Here is a 20,823-nt window from a genome sequence, read left to right as displayed (position 1 = left end):
CCATCTCAACCTCAATAGGAAGTAAGTTCATGAGCAAGGAAACATTCGATAGCCGTCGCTTTAACAAGAGTGATAACAAACCCTTTGAAGAAGTACTAGAAGCGAGCCTATCTCGTCGCAGCATTCTTAAAGGTGGTTTAGGTATCAGTGCAATGACGGCGTTTGGTGCTTTCGGCTTAGCAGGCCATAGTGCACCCGCTGCAGCGGCATCTCATGCATCGTCAACAAAGAGCAGCGCACAGCTTGCTTTTGAATCTGTAAAAGGATCTCTGACCGACAGTGTCGTTGTGCCTAAAGGTTACGTAGCACAGGTGCTTGTACCTTGGGGAACACCATTGAACAAACAAAGTAATGCATGGCGTGAAGATGGCAAAAACACCAGCGACGACCAAGCCAATGCACTCGGTATGCACCACGATGGCATGCACTTCTTCCCACTAGACGGCAACAGCAACGATGGCCTACTGGTTATCAACCACGAATACATCGACCAGAAAGCGCTGCACCCAAATGGCCCTACATATCAAGATGGCGCTCGCACTAGCATTGATGAAGTGCGTAAAGAGATCAACGCACATGGTGTAAGTGTGGTTCGCGTTAAGCTAGAGGGCAATCAATGGGTTATGGTCGACAACGATCCACTCAACCGCCGCTACACAGGTGCGACAACGATGGATCTTTCTGGCCCTGTTGCTCACACAGAGTTGGTGAAAACCAAATACTCTCCTGACGGCAGCCAAGCTCGTGGAACTCTCAATAACTGTGGTAATGGCTACACCCCTTGGGGCACATATCTAACATGTGAAGAAAACTGGCCGGGTTATTTTGTTAACAAGGGTCAAACCACCACAGCGCAAGAGCGTATCGGTATTGCGACAGATAAAACACGTTACGGCTGGGATACACTAGCTGGCAGTGCTGAAGAGCGACTAGACGAGTTCGCACGCTTTGATGTGACTCCTACTGGCAAGTCAGCCAAAGATGACTACCGTAACGAGGCACATGGTCACGGCTACATCGTTGAGATCGACCCATACACTGCTAATTCACGTGCGAAGAAGCGCACTGCACTGGGTTGTTTCCGTCACGAAGGCTGTACGTTTGGCAAGGTAACCGAAGGTCAGCCAGTTGTATTTTACTCTGGTCACGATTCTCGCTTCGAATATCTTTACAAGTTCGTTTCTGACGCGAAATGGGATCCAAAAGATGCGAAGCCAGAAAACCGCCTCGTTGCTGGCGACAAATACATGGATAAAGGCACACTCTATGTGGCTCGATTCAATGAAGACGGTACAGGCTCTTGGCTTCCACTAACGCTTAATAGCATGACTGCGAAAGGTGGTAAGCTGTCCGACACATTCAACTCTCAAGCTGAGTTGATTGTAAATACTGCTGGCGCTGCTGACCTTGTTGGTGCAACTCCGATGGATCGCCCTGAGTGGTGTGCGGTTGACCCAATGACTGGCACGGCTTACCTAACGCTAACCAACAACACTAAGCGTAAAGAAGCGAACTCAGCAAACCCACGTATTAACAACAAGTTTGGTCATGTGATCCGCTGGGATGAAGGCAAAACCGCTGATGCGTTCCAATGGGATATCTTTGTGTTCGGTTCACCGGCCGTTTCAGATCCAAAGATCAATCGATCTGGCCTCAACGATATGAACCAATTCGCCAGCCCTGATGGCTTAGCCTTTGATGGTCGTGGCATTCTTTGGATTCAGACGGATAACGGTGCCGATGAAGTGACTCAGTACACTAACGATCAAATGTTAGCTGTCGTTCCATCTCAGCTCACAGATAGCAATGGTGACCATGCGGTTGTGGGTACGGAAAACCAAACCCAATTGAAGCGTTTCTTTGTTGGTCCAAATGGCTGTGAAGTAACAGGCTTTACCATTAGCCCTGATTACAAGTCACTGTTTGTAAACATTCAGCACCCTGCAAACTGGCCAATGTCTGACGATGCAACCGCTGAGACAAAAGGCAAGGTTCGCCCAAGAGCTGCAACTGTGGTTATCCGTCGTGAAGACGGTGGTGAAATCGCGGTTTAAAACTACGTAATCCACCTAAAAAAAAAGGGCGATGGATATAGAATCCGTCGCCCTTTCTAATGATGAAATCTACAATATCAACTCACAAACAACCACACACCGACACCCATCATCAAGGTGCCAGCAATACGATTCATTAAACGAACATTGTCTGCTTGACCAAGAAGGTGTTTTAAGCTTTTACCGCCTGTCGCGTATAACGTCATACACACAAACTCGGACACCAAGATAATAGAAACTAAGAGAGATAGTTGAGGGAACAAAGCCTTAGAGCTATTAATGAAAGGCGGCAACAGCGAAATCATGAATGCCCAGCCTTTGGGATTCGCGATGGCTGTAACGAAGCCTTGAACCACCAAATCCCAATCATTACCCGTTGCTTGGTTTTGAGTATCAGCGGTTATCGCCAGTTTACCTTTCGAGCGCCACATTTGAACGCCAAGGTAAAACAGGTACGCGGCACCAACGAACTTAAAGCCAGTAAATAACCACGGGTAGTTGAGCATAATGGAAGCGATACCGAGCACCGCAGCCACAGACACAACCCCGACACCAACCAATTCGCCAACCATCATCCAGAGAGTACGACGATATCCGATGCTCACCCCGAGCGTCAGAGCCAACGTCATACACATCCCAGGGGTAATTGAGACAAAGAAAAATGTGGGGATGAAAGCCAATAGTAGTGCGCTGTCCATAGTGCTACCTTAATTCATGCAAGAGGAGACTTATTTCGTACAGAAGGAAAAAGAGCCACATTACCGTGGCTCTTTAGATTCGAATGACTGAGCGAATTACTTACGACGATTCTTAATGCGTTTCATCATCGCTAGACGGCGCTCAGCATTTGCTTGGTCTGGCTTTTCTTCGTTCGCATTGTTTCTGCGACCTTGACGGTTCTTGTAAGCCGATTTGGTGTTTAACTTCTCGATGTAAGCATCACGCTTTTTAGGCTCGTAACCCGGTTGCTCGACGCGACGAATGCGTTGTTGAATCAGTTTCTCTACTTGTACAACCGTCAGCTCTTCTTCACGGTTAACAAACGAGACGGCATGACCTTGTTTACCAGCACGACCCGTACGACCAATTCGGTGAACGTAGTCTTCTGCTAGGAATGGCATGTCGTAGTTGATTACGTGCGGTAAGTCTTCGATATCTAGACCACGAGCTGCAACGTCTGTTGCTACCATCACACGAGCTTTACCTTCTTTGAAATCATCCAGCGCACGACGACGAGCACTTTGTGCCTTATCACCGTGACACAATACCGCTTTGATACCGTCAAGCTTAAGCTCTTTAACGACTTCGTTTGCTGTCTCTTTATAGTTCACAAACACCAGCACTTGGCGCCAGTTTTTACGGCCAATCAGCTCAGAAAGCAATTCAGTTTTACGCTCTTGGTCTACTGGGTAAACCACATGACCAACCGTCGCCGCCGTTGAGTTTTCACGCTCCACGCTAATGCGCTTTGGCTTGCGTAGAATATCAACTGAAAGCTGGTTTAATTGCGTTGAAGTTGTCGCTGAGAACATCATGATCTGCGGTGAGGTTTCAACATCCATCATGATCTTGCGTACCGCATTGATGAAACCCATATCGAGAATACGGTCTGCTTCATCAAAAACCAGGAACTCAAGATTAGAGATAGAGACATTGCCCTCTTCTAGGTGCTCTTCTAAACGACCCGGAGTTGCAACAAGAATATCCACACCCAGATCTAACTGGCGAACCTGTGATGACATCTTATTACCACCGTAAACCGCCGCTACGCTCAGCTCGGTGTACTTAACGTAGTCTTTGATGTTCTGTGCGATTTGAGCAACCAGTTCACGTGTTGGCGCAAGGATCAAAGCACGAGCCGTACCGCGTGATGCTTTGTTGCCGCTGTTCAACAAGTGCTGAATGACAGGTAATGAAAACGCAGCTGTTTTGCCCGTACCCGTTTGTGCCGTAGCAAAAATATCATGGCCTTTACGCGCCATTGGGATCGCTTTTTGTTGAATAGGTGTGAGTTTTTCATAACCACACTCAGTCAGCGCTTTTACGAGTTCAGGAGCAAAACCTTGAGAGGAAAATGACATTGTTACGAGTTCCTTAAGCAGACAGCCTACATTTCTATTTCAGCCGAGCACTATAAAGTAATTAGAGTGATTTATCTCACATTTATCGTGATACAACGCAAATTTTATCACTCTAATTGACACTTATTGAGCGTGAAGCCCAACAAGTGCCATCTTTTTACTATTTCAGGCCGCAAAGTTTGAGCAATACCTGTTCAAGGTCTGCCCAAGGCATGAGTTGCGAGTCGATCACCTCTAGGCGAGATTCAAAGCCATCTAAGCTGATTTCATTAACTGAGACCACTTGATTAGCCACATTAAATGCGAAACAGCCTTGATCTGTATTGACTACCGCTTTTACCCTTTCAGCTTGGAGTGCTGAAAGCATAGAAAATAGCTGGTCGAAATCAAATTTGTGCTCAGCACCAAACAGCCAACCACAGCTAAAGTAGCCCTGCCCTTTGTTCTCTTTGCGAATGAAATCTTCACCCGGTGGAAGTTCAAACTGAGGCTCTAGTTCAGCATGTTCATGATGATGCGCTTCAATTCCAAACGATGCGCCGCCGCGAACACGCTCGATGTCTAACACTTCAAGCGGCACTTCGCCATCATGGATCAGTTTATGGAACACCTTAGCCGGAGATTGATTCGTCACCCAGTCATTAAAGGTATCGATGTCCTCAGAGTGAACAAGATCCACCTTGGTGCCAATAATCACATCTGCACTGTCTAACTGGTCATTAAAATTTTGATTTGATGTGTATTTTTCGTCTGAAAGATAACGTGGGTCAACCAAACCTAATGTCGCTTTTAGATCAACATAAGGTGTGTATTGCTCAGAGGTCAACGTAGCAATCACTTGTTTAGGATGCCCTAGGCCGGTTGGCTCAATCAGAAGACGATCAGGCTTTTGACGAAGTAACGCATTGATCCCAACAGACATAGGAACACCTGCCGTGCAACACATACATCCCCCCGGAACCTCTTTAATCATTGCACCCTGATCAGTCATCAGCGCGCCATCGATCCCAATTTCACCAAATTCGTTAACCAATACTGCCCAGTTTTCGTTCTCTGGTTTGTTCTTCAGCAAATTGAGAATCGCGGTCGTTTTACCCACCCCGAGAAAGCCAGTAATAATATTGGTAGGAACTCTATTCGTCATAGTCCATTCTCCTTTTTTTAGGAGTATATACCGAATATCAAAGGTTTGTCCGCATCGGATTAATAGTGACTAGAAAGGAATAAAAGTAGATTTAGGGAAGCGTATTGCAGGAGTTTCAAATGTGGATGAAATGAAGTTGGCTGAAGGTCAAGATTTATGCTATTCCAGACAAACTAAAGGCGCACTTCGGTAGCGCGCCTTACCCTCGTTACTCAATCGTGAGTTCGCGAATCAGGAAGTCTTGTCATCGACCTGAACAATGAACGAGGAACTAGAAAATTTCTTTTTTGAATCCATCCAAATTGTGTGTAAAACCTCATTTCTCCTTGCGGTTCGTTATGTTGCTTTACGCTTTAAATATGGTTCATTTTTACCGTAATTCAAGTTACCAATATAGATTCGATCAAAATTGTGACGGCGATTCCAATGTATTGGCTATAATTCTAATCTATGAAACACACTACTTTCATAAATGAAATTCAACTTTGCATCTTTGCTGCTATAGGATAAGTATGGGAAGCGTATAATTTGAGACCTCCCCAGCGCATCAACTCAGGAAGCTAGCTTTAATGACTAACAGAGAGAAAATAATGCAATCCTTTTTAGCAAAAATGCCAAGGGATGCTATCAACCAATTTCTCTCCAGAGACAAAACTCCCGCATCTGTTCTCATTCTCTCTTGTATTGTCGGTATCCTTGCAGGTTTAGTCGGTACCTATTTTGAAGTTGCGGTTCATTTCATCACAGAAACTCGTACCGATTGGCTAAAAGATGAAATTGGGAGCTATGTACCGCTTTGGCTGGCCGCGTTTCTTATTAGTGCTGCCTTTGCTTTCATCGGATATTTTCTTGTCCATCGTTTTGCACCAGAAGCCGCGGGATCCGGTATTCCTGAGATTGAAGGCGCGATGGACGGCATGCGCCCTGTTCGTTGGTGGCGAGTTCTTCCTGTAAAATTCTTTGGTGGTATGGGCGCACTCGGCTCAGGCATGGTGTTAGGTCGTGAAGGGCCAACGGTACAGATGGGTGGTAGCATCGGTCGTATGGTTACGGACATCTTTCGTGTAAAAGATGACGACAGCCGCCACTCCTTGCTTGCCTCCGGTGCCGCAGGAGGTTTGGCAGCAGCGTTCAACGCACCATTAGCCGGGATTATGTTCGTTGTTGAGGAGATGCGACCACAGTTTCGTTACTCTCTCATCTCAATCAAAGCTGTGATTATTTCTGCAGTGGCTGCCAACATTGTCTTTCGCTCTATCAATGGGCAGTCGGCTGTCATTACCATGCCTCAATATCACCAACCTGAATTGAGTGCACTGTGGCTATTTCTACTGTTAGGCGTACTGTTCGGGATGTTTGGTGTGATTTTCAATAAACTGATCACCCTTTCACAAGACATGTTTGTCGCAATACACAAAAACGACCGGAAGCGTTACTTAATGACGGGGACTCTGCTTGGTGGTTGCTTTGGCCTATTGCTTCTCTATATTCCAGAACTGACGGGTGGTGGTATTGGTATCATCCCAAATATCACCAATGGAAATTACAGTACCAACATCTTATTGCTTATCTTCTTGGGACGAGTACTTACCACACTACTCTGTTTCGGTTCTGGCGCGCCGGGGGGTATCTTTGCTCCTATGCTAGCACTGGGCACCCTCTTCGGTTATGCATTTGGACTTATCGCAGCTGCTTTCTTTCCTGAACTGAATATCGAGCCGGGCATGTTTGCGATTGCAGGAATGGGAGCTCTATTTGCAGCGACCGTACGAGCCCCTATCACAGGAATTTTGCTCGTTATAGAAATGACCAACAACTACTACCTGATATTGCCGTTGATCATCACTTGTCTTGGTGCCGTCATCATTGCTCAGGTGCTGGGTGGTCAACCGATTTACAGCCAACTATTGAAGCGCACACTAAAAAACGAGAAATTAAGACAACAAGATCTCCCTCAGCAAGAAGAAGTTCGTTAATTACAAATGACTCATGAAACAAAAGCACACATTCAACGTGCTTAATATCCCGATTTCGAATCAAAATCAAAAAAGCAAACGTTAAACTTGATATCATCCACTCAAAATTAGTTGAGCTTGCTCAACATCTATTGAGAGCCCAACTGTACGCTCTGTCTAGAGCAATAATCCTAATTTTGATAGATAACTTGTATTTTTTGATAGATAACTAAGTTGGAGCAAGTCGTTGAACTGGAGAAGATTAACCCAAGTTAAAAATGTGCCGCCCTCTCAGGCGTCTTTAGCACTTGGCGTTATTGGGTTAGGACAAGCATGGGCTTTATATATTCCGGGGATTGGTGAGATCATTCGTCCTTATCTCGCGTCGCTTGGTGCACTACTCTTGCTACCTGTTTTACTCCGTTATCTCACCAGTTTTAATACCTTCATCAACGACATTCGCCACCCGTTAAGTGGGAGCTTAATGGCGCCTATGAGTATGGCACTGTTGATCCTATGTGACTATCTTGCCGAGATATCACCAGTCATCGCCTACCCTATCTGGTTCTGCGCCCTATTACTCCACTTTACGATGATGGTGCTGTTCTTTAGTTTTCAGATCATCAACTTTAAAATGTCGAACATCGTTCCTAGCTGGTTCTTGTATCCCGTTGGTCTGATCAGTAGTTCGCTGGCGGGCACACAGTTTGGACACACGGTATTTTCAGAAACACTCGCAGCCACGTGCATCGGTATCTACTTCTTCATGCTACCTGTGGTGTTATATCGCTTAGTGTTCGAAGGCAACCTTCCGCGAAGAGCAAGACCAACACTTGCGATTATGGCAGCGCCTGTCAACTTGTCGCTCGCAGCCTATTTAGTTAACTTCCCATCACCCGATCCAATTTTAACCGGAGCTTTAGCAGGCATAGCCATCACGATGACGCTGCTTATCTACCTGTGTTATATCCGACTGATGCGACTGAAGTTCCAACCGTCGATCGCCGCCGTAACATTCCCATCGGTGATCAGTGCTGTCGCAATGCATCGACTTACGGAGTTTTTCGGCTCCGAGTTTCCGCAATGGTATTGGCTACATAACTTTGGCTTTTTCGAGCTTACTGTTGCGACCATTCTGGTGATCTGGGTATCGGGTGGATATGTGAAAATGTACTGGCCAGAATTATTTACTCCCAGTCATCTCATGAAAAAAGCGAAATAAATTAGACACTACCGGCGCAATTTCACTTGGAATGTTAAGAGCACTGCGTTCAGAGTAGCTTAATTAATCCCAGATACTGCTGTTACTCTGCAGCCTTGGGTTGCCCCTTCCATCATTTACTACCCAAAAGGCCCCACAAACGTGAGGCCTCTTAGCAAGAAGTTTAGATCCAATCTAGAACTGAGAGTGAGGTCCAAACACTTCGTAATGGACACGAGAACGATCGACCTTAAGTGCATCCAGCTGTTCAACGATATTCTTCATAAAACCAACTGGACCACAGATGTAGAAATCACTATCTTCAAACCCTGGCGCTCCGCTCACTTGAGATAGATCCATCTGGCCTTCCAGTACGTTGTCGCAATCCGTTGAAGGCTTGTTCATGTACCACGTTTTTGCCGACCAACCTTTGTCAGCAACAATGTCAGACACACGTTGAGTAAATGAGTGCTGCTCTACTTTTTCACAAGCATGAAGGTAAAGAACAGGCTCTTGCTTCTGCTGTTTGCTCAAGTACTCCAGCATAGATTGCATTGGAGTAACACCCACACCTGCAGAGATCAAGGTTACTGGCTTTTGACGCTCTTGATAGAAGAAGTCACCTGCTGGCGCGTAAAGTTTCACCTCATCGCCCACCTCTACAGAGTTATGTAGGTGATTTGAAACAAGACCTGAGAACTGACCGCCCTCACCTTCACGTTTAACCGAGATACGGTAGGTCTCACCGTTTGGTGTATCTGAAAGCGAGTATTGGCGAATTTCGTTGTTCGCCGCACCTTCAGGTTTCACTTCAATACCGATGTATTGGCCCGGAACATAATCCAATACTGGGCCGTTGTCTTTTGGTTTAAATACAAAACTCGTCACAAGATCAGATTCCACAACCTTTTGTTCTACAACGAAGGTTCTTGCGGCTTCCCAACCGCCCACAGCCATTTTTCTTTGCAGGTAAAGCTCGCCCTCACGGTCAATGAAGACTTGAGCAAGGAAAAGGTATGCAGCTGTCCACGCTTCCTCCACTTCTGGTGTGAACGCTTCAGTGGCTAATTCACGTAATGTTTCAATAAGGTGGTGACCAACAATCTGGTAATGTTCTGGCTGGATATTAAAGCTGGTGTGTTTTTGAGCGATGCGCTCTACCGCACCTTGCAGCGCTGCTAAATTTTCAATGTTCTTCGCGTAAGCAGCAATGGCCTCAAACAGTGCAACACCTTGGCGTCCAGTCTGTTGATGAGTCATATTGAAAATGTCTTTCAACTCTGGATTGTGAGAAAACATACGTTGATAAAAGTGTGTTGTTAACGCTGGGCCTGCACTCTCAAGTAGCGGGATCGTAGACTTGATGATATCGATATGTACATTGTTAAGCATGGATTTACTCCGAACACTGAGCCTTGTGACATGTATGTCACTTTGACTACCTTTAAAAAATAAGAATGACTGTTCGACTTTCTGAGATCTAAGTTATTTTGACTTGTTTTTATTTCAAAAAATCACAAAAACCAATTAATAAACATCGATTGATTGAGATCAAAAATGCATCAATAAATCATTGGTATAATTAGCTTTCGATGTCTCTTTTGCACATTCAGTGCCAACTTCTCCAACTCCCGTCATCATTAGCTTTCAAGCAAAAATACACTTTATAAAAATGTCAAAAAGACCTTTTATTTGTGTCATTAAGACTCTATCATGTACATACACCCACGCAGTTAGAGTGAATCATGCAAGATATCTCCGCATCAACCCTCATGGAAATGACCATCGGCCTAGCCAGTGGCGTCAACGACCAAGATCGTTTCAATCGCCTCATTGATGCGATACGCAAGACAATTACCTGTGACTGTGTGGCGTTATTGAGTCTCCAAGGTGACACTCTAGTACCTATTGCGATGCAAGGTCTCAGTCGCGACACGTTCGGGCGCCGCTTCATCATTTCAGAGCATCCACGCTTCGAGGCAATTTGTGCTTCTAAGACTCCCGTTCGATTCGACTCTGACAGTACACTACCCGACCCATTTGATGGTTTGCTGATCGATCACGATGGCGATCTTCCAATGCACGCTTGTATGGGGCTGCCACTGCTCTTTGGCGACAAACTGCTTGGCGTTCTTACCTTAGATAGTCTTACGCCAGATGTTTTCGCTAACATTCCAGCGCGCAACTTAGAGGTATTGGCAGCCATCGCCGCTTCAACCATGCAGATGGCTCTTACCTTCTCTCAACTAGAGAGCCAAGCTAAACAGTCAAAACAGCTATTAGAAGAGCTTAATGAAGAAGCTTGGGAGCGCGAAGGCGGAGAGCTCATTGGTAAAAGCGATACCATGATGGCTCTGAAAAACGACATCGCTGTCGTTGCTCCTTCCGAGTTTAATATCCTCATCCATGGTGAAACCGGTGTTGGTAAAGAACTGGTTGCGCGAACTCTGCATCATCAATCTGCACGTAAACGCAAACCCTTAGTCTACGTAAACTGCGCGGCTATACCTGAAAATTTAGTTGAAAGTGAACTGTTCGGCCATGTGCGTGGCGCATTTACTGGTGCTGATAAAAACCGCTCAGGTAAGTTTGCTTTGGCCGATGGGGGCACGCTGTTCTTAGATGAGATTGGTGAGCTGCCTTTAGCTGCGCAAAGTAAACTGTTGCGTGCACTGCAAAACAATGAGATTCAACCTGTCGGCCAAGACAACATTCAAACCATTGATGTTCGAGTACTTGCTGCAACTAACCGTGATTTAAAACAAGAAGTCGAAGACGGAAACTTTAGAGCTGACTTGTACCACCGACTCAGTGTTTACCCTATCGCCGTGCCCGCGCTTCGTGACCGCGGAGATGACACTAGCTTGCTCGCGGGATTCTTTTTGGAGCAAGCTCGACGCAAGCTGGGTATTAATCAGATCAAATTCCGCTCTGATGTGTTGGTATTCCTAAATCGTTACAACTGGCCAGGTAACGTACGTGAGCTTGAACACGTAATTAGCCGCTCAGCACTCAAAGCCTTAGCAAGAAGCACCAACAAGCGTTTAGTGACCATCACTAAAGAAGATTGTGGGCCACTGGATCAAGAACTTGCTGTTAATTCACCAGCTTCCAATGCACAAGGTCAAGGTTCAATGGCTGCGCCTGAAGTTGATCTATCGGAAGGATTACGCGGTGCAACAGAAGATTTCCAAAGAACCATCATTACTGATGTTCTCGAACAAGCGAACTTTAACTGGGCTCAAGCAGGTAGAACATTAAAAACCGACAGGGCTAACCTTACTCGTCTTGCTAAGCGATTAGGTCTCAACGTCGCCAAGTCGCACAGTATTGAACGGACGAAATAGAGTTTCACAATTGTTACGAGCATCTTGCTAGACTTGTGTATATAATGCTGCGAATTGTAATCCTAATTGTGAAAATATAGAGATAATTATGAAGTTTATCCGTTGGTTCCTAGGCCGCATCATTCTGCTACTTAACTTTGTATTTACGCCACGCGGCGTTAAACGCTCAGCTGAAGATCAATCTAAAGTTGATGAACAGGCAAAGAGCTACGCTCTGTATCAATTCGAAGCTTGTCCGTTCTGTGTAAAAGTTCGTCGTGCAATGAAGCGCCAATCTGTAAAAATTGAACTGCGTGATGCGAAAAACAACGATCAACACCGCGCCGAACTTGAAGCTGGTGGTGGTCGCGTAAAAGTGCCATGCCTACGCATTGAAAAAGATGGTAAAACGGAATGGATGTACGAGTCTTCAGACATCGTTGCATACCTAGAGAAGAACTTCGCTTAACTCTTTCTTCAAGTAGCAGTCGTTTTTGAAATAACAACTGCTCGTGAAAGCCAGAATCAAAAAATCCCTCAACGTTGAGGGATTTTTTATATCTGTTTGTCAGTGGGATCTGTGAAACTACTTGGCAACTATCAACATCAATTCCACTCGACGGTTACACGCTTTGCCCTGAGAAGAAGTATTGGTACAAGCTGGAACATATTCACCGAAGCCACGCGTATAGATGGATTGGCTCGATACGTAATTGCGCTCCAATCTTGCTTTCACCTCTTTCGCTCGCTGCTCTGAGAGAGGATCATTAATTTGATCGTTACCTGTGTTATCGGTATGCCCTTCAATCACTATGTCGATATCCGAACGCTGTGAAAGATAGCTGCCTAACGTGTCTAACCAGAGATCATTCACCGGTGCTGGAATTGCCGAACCTGTTTTAAAGTTCACATGGTGGTTCAATTTCACCATTACGTGATTACCCGGTAACACTTGATAGTCAATGCGGTTTTGTCTCAAAAAGACTTCTAGAGGGTCATCGGTAGATATTCCTACGCCATAATTTGTAGTGATGGTTTTGCGTGAAGAGTTTTGAGCTTGACGATAATTGGTCACAACACGTGTCTCTTGAACAACACCCCACTCTGGGTACATTACGTCGTAGTCCGTTTGTGGTGCGGTCTCTAACATGTTACCGCCCAACATGGCCATTGAGTTGGTTGCTTCACACCCTACCAATGCCAAACTGCAAATCAGTGCCAAATACTTCATTAATTCACCCACCACTTAAACGTTTTACTTCTACCAGATACTATATCGGCGGCTTTGCTATAACTTTAGCCGAAAATTTCGATGCTCTTCTATCTGCTTGAGCATGCTATCTAAACGATAGCAAATCCTCACCACGCCGAATATCTGAAGTAAAGAGTGTTTCCGATCACAGTTGACATTGAATTGACGGCTCTCGGATCGCCACATCGATCTGTTTGCATTTAATTACTTTATAATTGTTTTCCTAATCCCACTAAATCGTTAGAATTTACCGAATTTTTAACGCTAGAGTAAATTATATGTTCAAGCCATTTACCCAACTATTTGTTGCTCTTATCGCTCTTGTCGCTACGGTCGCCCTAGCAGGTTGTAGTGAAAGCAATGAGCCACAACCCGGCGTTCAGTATGAAGCGCTTCCTGTTGCGCTAACCGAGTACGACCTATCCCCTGTGACAGAAATCTTCTCTCTTAACTGTGGCCACTGCCGTACTATGGAGAGCGCAATTCCTGAGATCGAATCTCTAACTAATCAGAAGATTGGTAAGGTACACGTTACCTTTAATGAAAGCGCTCAAATCAGCGCAATGATCTTTTACACTGCCGTAATGCAGTTGAATGACACGCCAGACCATGCCTTCATGGAAGACCTATTTGCCGCTGTACAGATGGGTGGCGACGCAACACCAGAAGCTCGCCAGCAAGCTCTGGAAACAGCGTTTACCTCTCGCGGTTTGGTAAGCCCATACCAGCTAGAAAAAGATCAACAAGTTGCACTGTTTGAGTACGTACAAAAAGCCGAAGAGATCTCAATGAAAGGTCAGATCAACTCAGTTCCGACCTTCATCGTCAACGGTAAATACCAAGTACTGACTGCAGGTCATCAAGATTTGGAAGGTATCGGCAAAACCATCAACTTCCTTTTGACTCAGCCTTAATGGTTGATTTTCAACAACAGAATATTTTTATAAATAGGTTTCAATATGTCTAAATTTGTCATCCCAATTATTGTATTCATCATGGCTGGTTTCATGATTTACCGTACTTGGACCAACCACAAAGCTGGTTCTGAAAACTTCGAACAAGGCCAACAATTCCTTATCGAAAACGGTAAAAAAGCGGGCGTTGTCACGACAGAAAGCGGCCTACAGTACCTAGTTCTTGAAGAAGGTACGGGTACAGAACACCCAACGAAAAACAGCCAAGTTACGGTTCATTACCACGGCACCCTGATCGACGGCACAGTTTTCGATAGCTCAGTAGAGCGAGGTGAACCAATCACATTTGCACTTAAGCAAGTAATCAAAGGCTGGCAGGAAGGTCTAACCTACATGGTTGAAGGTCAAAAGGTTCGACTGTTTATTCCTAGCACGCTCGGCTACGGAAAAGGTGGCACAGGTCCAATCCCACCTTCAGCAACGCTGATCTTCGACGTAGAGCTACTATCAATAAAGTAACCTAACAACGAACCTGCAATAGCCCTGCCATTTAGAGCAGGGCTTTTTTTGTGCCAACGAATGACCAAGCTTCACACCAACGATTTCTTACGCGCATCAAATCTAATGACAAACAGATAGATGAACAAAACTAGACGACTGGTCTAATTTTAATTATAGTCACCCCATGAATCAGAAAACAAACGACACACGCCTGCATATTTTGGATGTCGGCTATGAGCTTATCGTCAATCAAGGCTTTACTGCTGTTGGGCTTTCTCAACTGCTTAAAACCGCTGATGTACCAAAAGGCTCTTTCTATCACTACTTCAAATCAAAGGAAGCTTTTGGTGAGGCTTTGGTCGAACACTACTTTGATACTTACTTAACCAAAGTCGAGTCAATCTTAGTACACGGACAGGGTGACCATGCAGAGCGACTACTGGATTACCTTTCTCGCTGGCGGGATACACAAAACGGAGTGTGTAACGCACATAAATGTTTAGTTGTGAAACTCTCTGCAGAGGTATCTGATCTGTCTGATTCGATGCGACTCGCTCTGCAAAAAGGTGCAGACAAAGTGGTTCAACAAATGGCGAGGTGTTTAGAAAACGGCGTTAAAGAGGGTTCCATTGCTTCACTGGACCACCAGCAGGCCGCCAAAAATCTATATTCACTGTGGTTAGGCGCAAGCCTTTTGAGTAAGTTGAGCCAACGGACAGACACATTAGACAGCGCTTTTGACGAGACAAAACGCATCATCGCGCTAACATAATCACTTAAGTGATACGAAAATAACATCGACTTTCCCGTCTACGTATAAAGAGGCGGGATTTTTAGAAATCATAACTAGACGACTGGTCTAATATATAAAACCTTCATTAAGGAGCTCCAATGACTGATAACAACAGAAGAATCGTACTCGCCTCTCGCCCAGTTGGCGCCCCAACCCAAGACAACTTTCGACTAGAGACTGCAACGGTACCAAGTATTCAAGAAGGCGAGATTTTACTGCGCTCTATCTACCTATCACTTGATCCGTACATGCGTGGACGAATGAGTGACGCAAAATCTTACGCAGAACCGGTAGCGATTGACGAAGTGATGGTTGGTGCGACAGTCTGCCAAGTGGAACAGTCACAGCATTCAGATTATCAAGTTGGCGAATGGGTATTGGCTTATACCGGCTGGCAAGATTACGGTGTTTCAAACGGTGAAGGCCTAGTCAAATTAGGTATGGAGCCAAGCCATCCATCTTTCGCTCTAGGCATCATGGGTATGCCAGGTTTCACCGCTTACATGGGTTTGCTTGATATCGGTCAGCCAAAAGAAGGCGACACTCTTGTGGTAGCGGCGGCGACAGGACCTGTGGGTGCGACTGTAGGCCAGATTGGTAAGCTTAAAGGCTGCCGAGTTATTGGTATTGCCGGCGGAGAAGAAAAGTGTCGCCATGCTAAAGAAGTACTGGGTTTTGATGAGTGTATCGACCACAAGGCAGAAGACTTTGCTGAACAGCTAGCCGCAGCATGCGACAAAGGTATTGATGTCTACTTCGAAAATGTGGGCGGAAAAGTCTTCGATGCGGTTATGCCATTGCTAAACACAGGGGCGCGCGTACCAGTTTGTGGCCTTATTTCTCAATACAACGCGACATCACTACCAGACGGCCCTGATCGCATGTCGGCATTGATGGGAATGCTGCTCGTGAAGCGCATTAAGATGCAAGGGTTCATTATTTTTGATGACTACGCACATCGTTACAACGAATTCGCCGTTCAAATGACAGAATGGCTCGCTCAAGGCAAGATTCAGTACAAAGAACAGGTGGTCGAAGGGTTGGAAAACGCACCTCAAGCCTTTATGGGGCTTCTAAAAGGTGAGAACTTCGGCAAACTCGTCATTAAAACTAATCAAGAAAAATAGGCAATAACAATGATTACTCTACACCACTTAAATAAGTCTCGCTCAAAGCGAATTATCTGGTTACTAGAAGAACTGGGCGTTGATTACCAGATCAAACCATACTTGCGTGACTCCGTAACGTTTCTGGCACCGCCAGAACTGAAATCTGTCCACCCACTTGGTAAATCACCAGTTATCGAAGATCAAGGCATGATCATTGCTGAGTCGGGCGCGATTACGGATTACCTAATTGAAACCTACGGTAATGGTCGTTTCGCACCACAAAGAGGTACTAAAGAGCACCTCGAATATAATCAGTGGCTTCACTTTGCAGAAAGCTCAGGCATTCTGCCGCTTCTACTTAAGATCTTTGTGGCAAAAGACGGTTGTGAAACCAACTTCTTGGCGCAATATGCTGAAGACGAAAACAGTAAGATCATGGCTTACTTAGAGCAATCGCTCGAAGGAAAGAGCTACCTTGTTGGAGAGACTCTTACCGGTGCAGACTTTATGATGTCATTTATTGTCGAGGCGATGGATAACTTTGGTGCATCACACGCCTACCCTAACCTTGTCGCTTACACTGAGCGCCTTAAGTCTCATCCAAATTTCCAAAAAGCGGATGAGATCGAGCAAAAACACGGCTAGTTAACCACTACCTCGAAGCCAAAGTACGTTTTAAAGCTGCTTTGGCTTCTCATTTGACTCCATTTCGTCAACAATACCGAGCTCTATCGTTTGTCAAAGAGTTCATCCCATGCCACAGCGTCTTTTGCACTTCACGCCACTGCCTACAGATCCGGCAGACCATCACACACTACCAGATCGTTTTACGTTCCCGTATTACTACGCGCCTCATAAAACGTGTGAGTTGGCGATGCTCGATTTGCAATCACGCCTACAAAAAGCAGGCGTTGATGGAGACTCTTTTGGTCAGCTCTATGCGGTATTGCTCACGCAGGATCTAAACACAGGTGAGCTTGGTTATTTGTCGGCTCATGGAGGGTTAGCGCTTGATGAAAGCCTTGTTGCCCCGCTGTCTTCGATTGAATTTGTGCCTTCTGCTTTTGAGAAAACTAGGTTCGAGTTAGAGTGTGGCGGTTTAATCAACCAAGTAACAGAACAAGCTAAACAGATCGAATCTTTTGAACAACTCCATAACCTTGCTGAGCTCAATATCAGACTCGAACTAGCTAAAGAACAATCCGCAACCGAAATTGCCAACTTCCAGAAACAAATGGCAAACAACAAAACGGAACGAGACGCTCTACGTGCTAGCTATGAAGCCTCGATGCAGGAAATTCCAGATTCTTCTGAGCACACAGCTCAAGGTAGCGACCTTCTCAAACAATTGGGCGCTGCGAGCAGCCAAGAGAAGCGCGATCTCAAGGCTCTGAGAGTTAAATGGAAACAAGCGATCGCTGAGCTGCAATCAAACATAGACACAATCAACACAACATTACACGATAAGCGCAAACAGTATGCAGAGCTTGCTGTTCGGCTAGAAGAGCAGCGCTTGTCGCATTATCACTTTCTCAATGCGAGCAATCAGACCAAATCATTGTTGAAGCTTTTGAACGGTAAAGAGGCTCTTGAGGGTACAGGGGATTGCTGCCTTCCAAAACTTCTGAATTTCGCATTTAGACACAACCTAAAACCTCTCGCTCTTGCCGAGTTCTGGTGGGGTCGCCCTCCGCGTCAAGAAATACGTCAGCATGGCAATTTATACCCAGTTTGTCAGAGCCGAAGTTTCGAAATTCTAGAGCATCAACTTGAAGGCATGGCGTTAGAGGATAACCCTTTGATCGTGAACCCAGCGGTTGGTAAACAGTTTGATATTGTTTATGAAGACAAAGAGATTGTTGTAGTGAATAAGCCAGCAGAGTTCCTGTCTGTTCCAGGTAAATTTATCGAGGATTCCGTCTACTCTCGGATTAAAGCAAAATACCCAGACGCAACCGGCCCACTCATCATACATCGCCTAGATATGTCGACGTCGGGTTTGTTGATTCTTGCTCTGACAGCAGAATCCAACCGCCATATCCAAAAGCAATTTATCGAGCGGACTGTCGAGAAACGTTACACCGCACTGCTTGATGGGGATGTTCAAGGAGAAAGTGGCGATATAAGTCTGCCATTACGAGGCGACATTACAGACCGTCCAAGACAGCTAGTTTGCCATCAGTATGGGAAAAAGGCACAAACTCATTGGCAAGTAGTACGCCGAAGTGAAGGTAAAACTAAGGTTCACCTCTACCCTAAAACAGGGCGAACGCATCAACTCCGTGTTCATTGCGCCCATCCTGATGGCTTAGGTACTCCAATTACGGGCGATGACCTTTATGGCTATAAACGCGACCGTCTGCACTTACATGCTGGCTACTTAAAACTGGTCCACCCAACAACTGGACAATGGATCGAGTTTGAGGTGCCCAGTGCATTTTAACTAGCCTGCAGGCAAGATTTAGGCGGAACCTAACTTAGAACAAGTTAGTGAAGAACAGCTTGATATGATCTAGGATTCGCTTAAAGAAACTGCCCTCTTGAACCGACTCTAGAGCGACCAAAGGCTGAGTTTTAATATCTTCACCATCAACGGTGTAGTGAACCATACCTAAGGTTTGACCTTTCTCGATAGGTGCTTTTAAGTCAGAAGTCAGTTCAACCGATGCCGAAAGCTTTTTGCCGTCTGCTTTTGGTAGCGTAATGAAAGTGTCTCGGTCAACACCCAGTTTGAGTGTGTCTTGCTCCCCAAACCATAGCTTCTCTTCTGAAATCAAATCTCCACTTTGATGTGGGTTCAGTGTATCGAAGAATCTAAAGCCGTAGCTCAATAGCTGTTTGCTGTCTGACTCACGGCCTTTAACGCTACTTGACCCCATAACTACCGCAATCAAACGCATCTCACCTTGTGTTGCAGAACTTGCTAAGCTATAGCCGGCACCAGAGGTATAACCGGTTTTCATACCATCGACGTTCAAACTTCTATCACGTAATAAACCATTGCGGTTGTGCTGTGTGATGCCGTTATAACTGAACGAACGCTCGCTGTATAAACCGTAAACATCTGGCAGATCACGAATAATTGCACGACCTAACAACGCGATATCATAAGGCGTTGAGTAGAGGTCTTCGGCATCAAGTCCGTGTGCGTTAGCAAAGTGGGTATTGTTTAGTTGAAGCGTGCTAGCCCATGAATTCATTAAATCGACAAAAGCGCCTTCAGAGCCAGCCACATGTTCAGCAATAGCCACACTCGCGTCATTACCTGACTGAACAATCAAGCCGCGGTAGAGATCCATCATATCAACATTGGTATTGACTTCGATGAACATCTTAGACGAGTCAGGAAAATTCTTTGCCCACGCGTTTTCGCTGATTCTCACCTTATCTTCTGCTGAGATGTTGCCGCGTTTCATCTCTTGCCCAGCAACATAGCTGGTCATCAACTTGGTTAAACTCGCAGGGTTCAGTTTTGTGTGAGCGTTATTTTCAACAAGGACTTCACCCGAGTTGAAATCCATTAAGACATAGCCTTTCGCACCGAGGCTAGGGGGAGAAGGTACAATCGTTGGTGCTGCCATTACAGCATTACTCGCAACCAATAAACCAACAAGAGAAAGTGAATATTTAGCGAACAATTTCATTGGATAAAACCTGAGTTAACGTTTTGTTCAGTATAGCTAAATACTCAGAAAAGACGCCGAAACTTTACGTTGCTTTACTCAAATGAACCTTTAGTTACAAATTTCATGGATGGCTCGAATTATGTTCAACTACTGAGTCAATATTATTGACCTCCTTAATCGTTTTATCGACTGAGCAGGTCTCTGAATAAACGATCAACACAACCCGTCTAGGCATCTATTTCTCATACCTCGCGACCTTTTCGATATATGCTCTACTATTGCTTTCAACACCAACACATTCAGTAATTATATTACGTAAAAACCTTTTAAACGTTTGCGTAATCGCTAACCTTCACTTTCACTCGTTTTGGGGCTTTTATCACAAAAAAAGGCTTGCTATAGTCAGCACCAGTTAAATAAAACCAGACCATTCGAGGCACGGAGCTTCCTCAATAATCTCATGAAGAGAAGGATTGGTACCGACACTGTATCGGCAAAACTAAGAGGGTCCAACAATGGAATTTAATATGGTTGAAATTTTAGGTTACGCTGCATCTATCATGGTTGCGATTTCATTAACTATGAAAGACATCGTTCGCTTACGTGTTCTTAACTTTATTGGCTGTGCTCTCTTCACAGCTTACGGCGTAATGATTGATGCATGGCCGGTCGTAGCAACCAATGGCTTCATCGCAATCGTCAACGTTTATTTCTTAGCTAAAATGCAAAAAGAAAAAAAAACGGAAGCGTTAAAAGCAGCCAAAGCCTAGTACTAGAATCAAATAGAAAGCCCGAATAATTGACCTTATTCGGGCTTTTTCATATATAAAGTTTTGTTTTATTTATTTATGATCATTGAGACACCTA

18 protein-coding genes are annotated in these 20,823 nt (G+C 45.1%); 12 read left to right on the top strand and 6 right to left on the bottom strand.

Features of this window, described 5'->3' with window-relative positions; genetic code table 11:
• Positions 1–29: 29 nt before the first annotated feature.
• The gene (locus AC6I7V_RS19200) at positions 30–2,054 is read left to right on the top strand and encodes a PhoX family protein (RefSeq protein ID WP_498011919.1); all 2,025 of its coding nucleotides are present in this window, start codon (positions 30–32) and stop codon (positions 2,052–2,054) included.
• 77 nt (positions 2,055–2,131) lie between these two features.
• On the opposite strand, the gene AC6I7V_RS19195 is transcribed toward AC6I7V_RS19200, so the two are convergent.
• The 3 genes from AC6I7V_RS19195 to AC6I7V_RS19185 form a co-directional block, all read right to left on the bottom strand.
• Positions 2,132–2,752: a LysE family translocator gene (locus AC6I7V_RS19195; protein ID WP_498011918.1), complete on the bottom strand. Its 621-nt coding sequence runs from the start codon at positions 2,750–2,752 to the stop codon at positions 2,132–2,134.
• A 96-nt stretch (positions 2,753–2,848) separates the two neighbouring features.
• On the bottom strand, positions 2,849–4,135 hold the full coding sequence (locus AC6I7V_RS19190; RefSeq protein ID WP_255231935.1) for a DEAD/DEAH box helicase: 1,287 nt from the start codon (positions 4,133–4,135) through the stop codon (positions 2,849–2,851).
• Positions 4,136–4,295: 160 nt separating this feature from the next.
• Positions 4,296–5,279 (bottom strand): CobW family GTP-binding protein, encoded by a 984-nt coding sequence (locus AC6I7V_RS19185; protein ID WP_255231936.1) that lies wholly within the window; start codon positions 5,277–5,279, stop codon positions 4,296–4,298.
• Between the two features lie 569 nt (positions 5,280–5,848).
• On the opposite strand from AC6I7V_RS19185, the gene clcA reads away from it, so the two are divergent.
• Both clcA and AC6I7V_RS19175 read left to right on the top strand, forming a co-directional pair.
• Positions 5,849–7,255 (top strand): H(+)/Cl(-) exchange transporter ClcA, encoded by a 1,407-nt coding sequence (gene clcA, locus AC6I7V_RS19180; RefSeq protein WP_498011917.1) that lies wholly within the window; start codon positions 5,849–5,851, stop codon positions 7,253–7,255.
• A 226-nt stretch (positions 7,256–7,481) separates the two neighbouring features.
• Positions 7,482–8,456 (top strand): TDT family transporter, encoded by a 975-nt coding sequence (locus AC6I7V_RS19175; protein ID WP_255231938.1) that lies wholly within the window; start codon positions 7,482–7,484, stop codon positions 8,454–8,456.
• Between the two features lie 174 nt (positions 8,457–8,630).
• Here AC6I7V_RS19175 and hmpA read toward each other — a convergent pair whose 3' ends face one another.
• Entirely contained in the window at positions 8,631–9,827 is a 1,197-nt protein-coding gene (gene hmpA, locus AC6I7V_RS19170) for an NO-inducible flavohemoprotein (protein WP_255231939.1), read from the bottom strand.
• Positions 9,828–10,180: 353 nt separating this feature from the next.
• On the opposite strand from hmpA, the gene norR reads away from it, so the two are divergent.
• Both norR and AC6I7V_RS19160 read left to right on the top strand, forming a co-directional pair.
• Positions 10,181–11,782: a nitric oxide reductase transcriptional regulator NorR gene (gene norR, locus AC6I7V_RS19165; RefSeq protein ID WP_498011916.1), complete on the top strand. Its 1,602-nt coding sequence runs from the start codon at positions 10,181–10,183 to the stop codon at positions 11,780–11,782.
• Between the two features lie 88 nt (positions 11,783–11,870).
• A complete protein-coding gene (locus AC6I7V_RS19160) occupies positions 11,871–12,230 on the top strand; it encodes a glutaredoxin family protein (RefSeq protein ID WP_032552686.1) in 360 nt (119 codons plus the stop codon).
• A gap of 117 nt (positions 12,231–12,347) precedes the next feature.
• On the opposite strand, the gene AC6I7V_RS19155 is transcribed toward AC6I7V_RS19160, so the two are convergent.
• Positions 12,348–12,992 (bottom strand): OmpA family protein, encoded by a 645-nt coding sequence (locus AC6I7V_RS19155; RefSeq protein WP_255231941.1) that lies wholly within the window; start codon positions 12,990–12,992, stop codon positions 12,348–12,350.
• A gap of 299 nt (positions 12,993–13,291) precedes the next feature.
• Here AC6I7V_RS19155 and AC6I7V_RS19150 point away from each other — a divergent pair, with 299 nt between their 5' ends.
• The 6 genes from AC6I7V_RS19150 to AC6I7V_RS19125 all read left to right on the top strand — a co-directional run bounded on the left by AC6I7V_RS19150 (position 13,292) and on the right by AC6I7V_RS19125 (position 18,773).
• The gene (locus AC6I7V_RS19150) at positions 13,292–13,927 is read left to right on the top strand and encodes a thiol:disulfide interchange protein DsbA/DsbL (RefSeq protein ID WP_498011915.1); all 636 of its coding nucleotides are present in this window, start codon (positions 13,292–13,294) and stop codon (positions 13,925–13,927) included.
• A gap of 45 nt (positions 13,928–13,972) precedes the next feature.
• A complete protein-coding gene (gene bamJ / locus AC6I7V_RS19145) occupies positions 13,973–14,446 on the top strand; it encodes a BamJ family beta-barrel-assembly machinery protein (RefSeq protein ID WP_032552689.1) in 474 nt (157 codons plus the stop codon).
• 166 nt (positions 14,447–14,612) lie between these two features.
• Positions 14,613–15,200: a TetR/AcrR family transcriptional regulator gene (locus AC6I7V_RS19140; protein ID WP_255231943.1), complete on the top strand. Its 588-nt coding sequence runs from the start codon at positions 14,613–14,615 to the stop codon at positions 15,198–15,200.
• A 119-nt stretch (positions 15,201–15,319) separates the two neighbouring features.
• Positions 15,320–16,348 (top strand): NADPH-dependent curcumin/dihydrocurcumin reductase, encoded by a 1,029-nt coding sequence (gene curA, locus AC6I7V_RS19135; protein WP_498011914.1) that lies wholly within the window; start codon positions 15,320–15,322, stop codon positions 16,346–16,348.
• Between the two features lie 9 nt (positions 16,349–16,357).
• Positions 16,358–16,975 (top strand): glutathione S-transferase family protein, encoded by a 618-nt coding sequence (locus tag AC6I7V_RS19130; protein ID WP_255231945.1) that lies wholly within the window; start codon positions 16,358–16,360, stop codon positions 16,973–16,975.
• A 109-nt stretch (positions 16,976–17,084) separates the two neighbouring features.
• Positions 17,085–18,773 carry an RluA family pseudouridine synthase gene (locus tag AC6I7V_RS19125; RefSeq protein ID WP_255231946.1) on the top strand — a complete coding sequence of 563 codons (1,689 nt, stop codon included), beginning with the start codon at positions 17,085–17,087 and terminating at the stop codon, positions 18,771–18,773.
• Between the two features lie 34 nt (positions 18,774–18,807).
• Here AC6I7V_RS19125 and AC6I7V_RS19120 read toward each other — a convergent pair whose 3' ends face one another.
• Complete coding sequence (locus AC6I7V_RS19120) at positions 18,808–19,974, bottom strand: D-alanyl-D-alanine carboxypeptidase family protein (RefSeq protein ID WP_255231947.1); 1,167 nt, start codon at positions 19,972–19,974, stop codon at positions 18,808–18,810.
• A gap of 497 nt (positions 19,975–20,471) precedes the next feature.
• Between AC6I7V_RS19120 and AC6I7V_RS19115 the strand changes: the two genes are divergently transcribed.
• On the top strand, positions 20,472–20,726 hold the full coding sequence (locus tag AC6I7V_RS19115; protein ID WP_032552699.1) for a YgjV family protein: 255 nt from the start codon (positions 20,472–20,474) through the stop codon (positions 20,724–20,726).
• Positions 20,727–20,823: the final 97 nt, after the last annotated feature.

The organism is Vibrio sp. KUL70, assembly GCF_059725515.1.
Note: the sequence above shows the minus strand (reverse complement) of the source record. Positions and strands in the feature narration are given on the sequence as shown.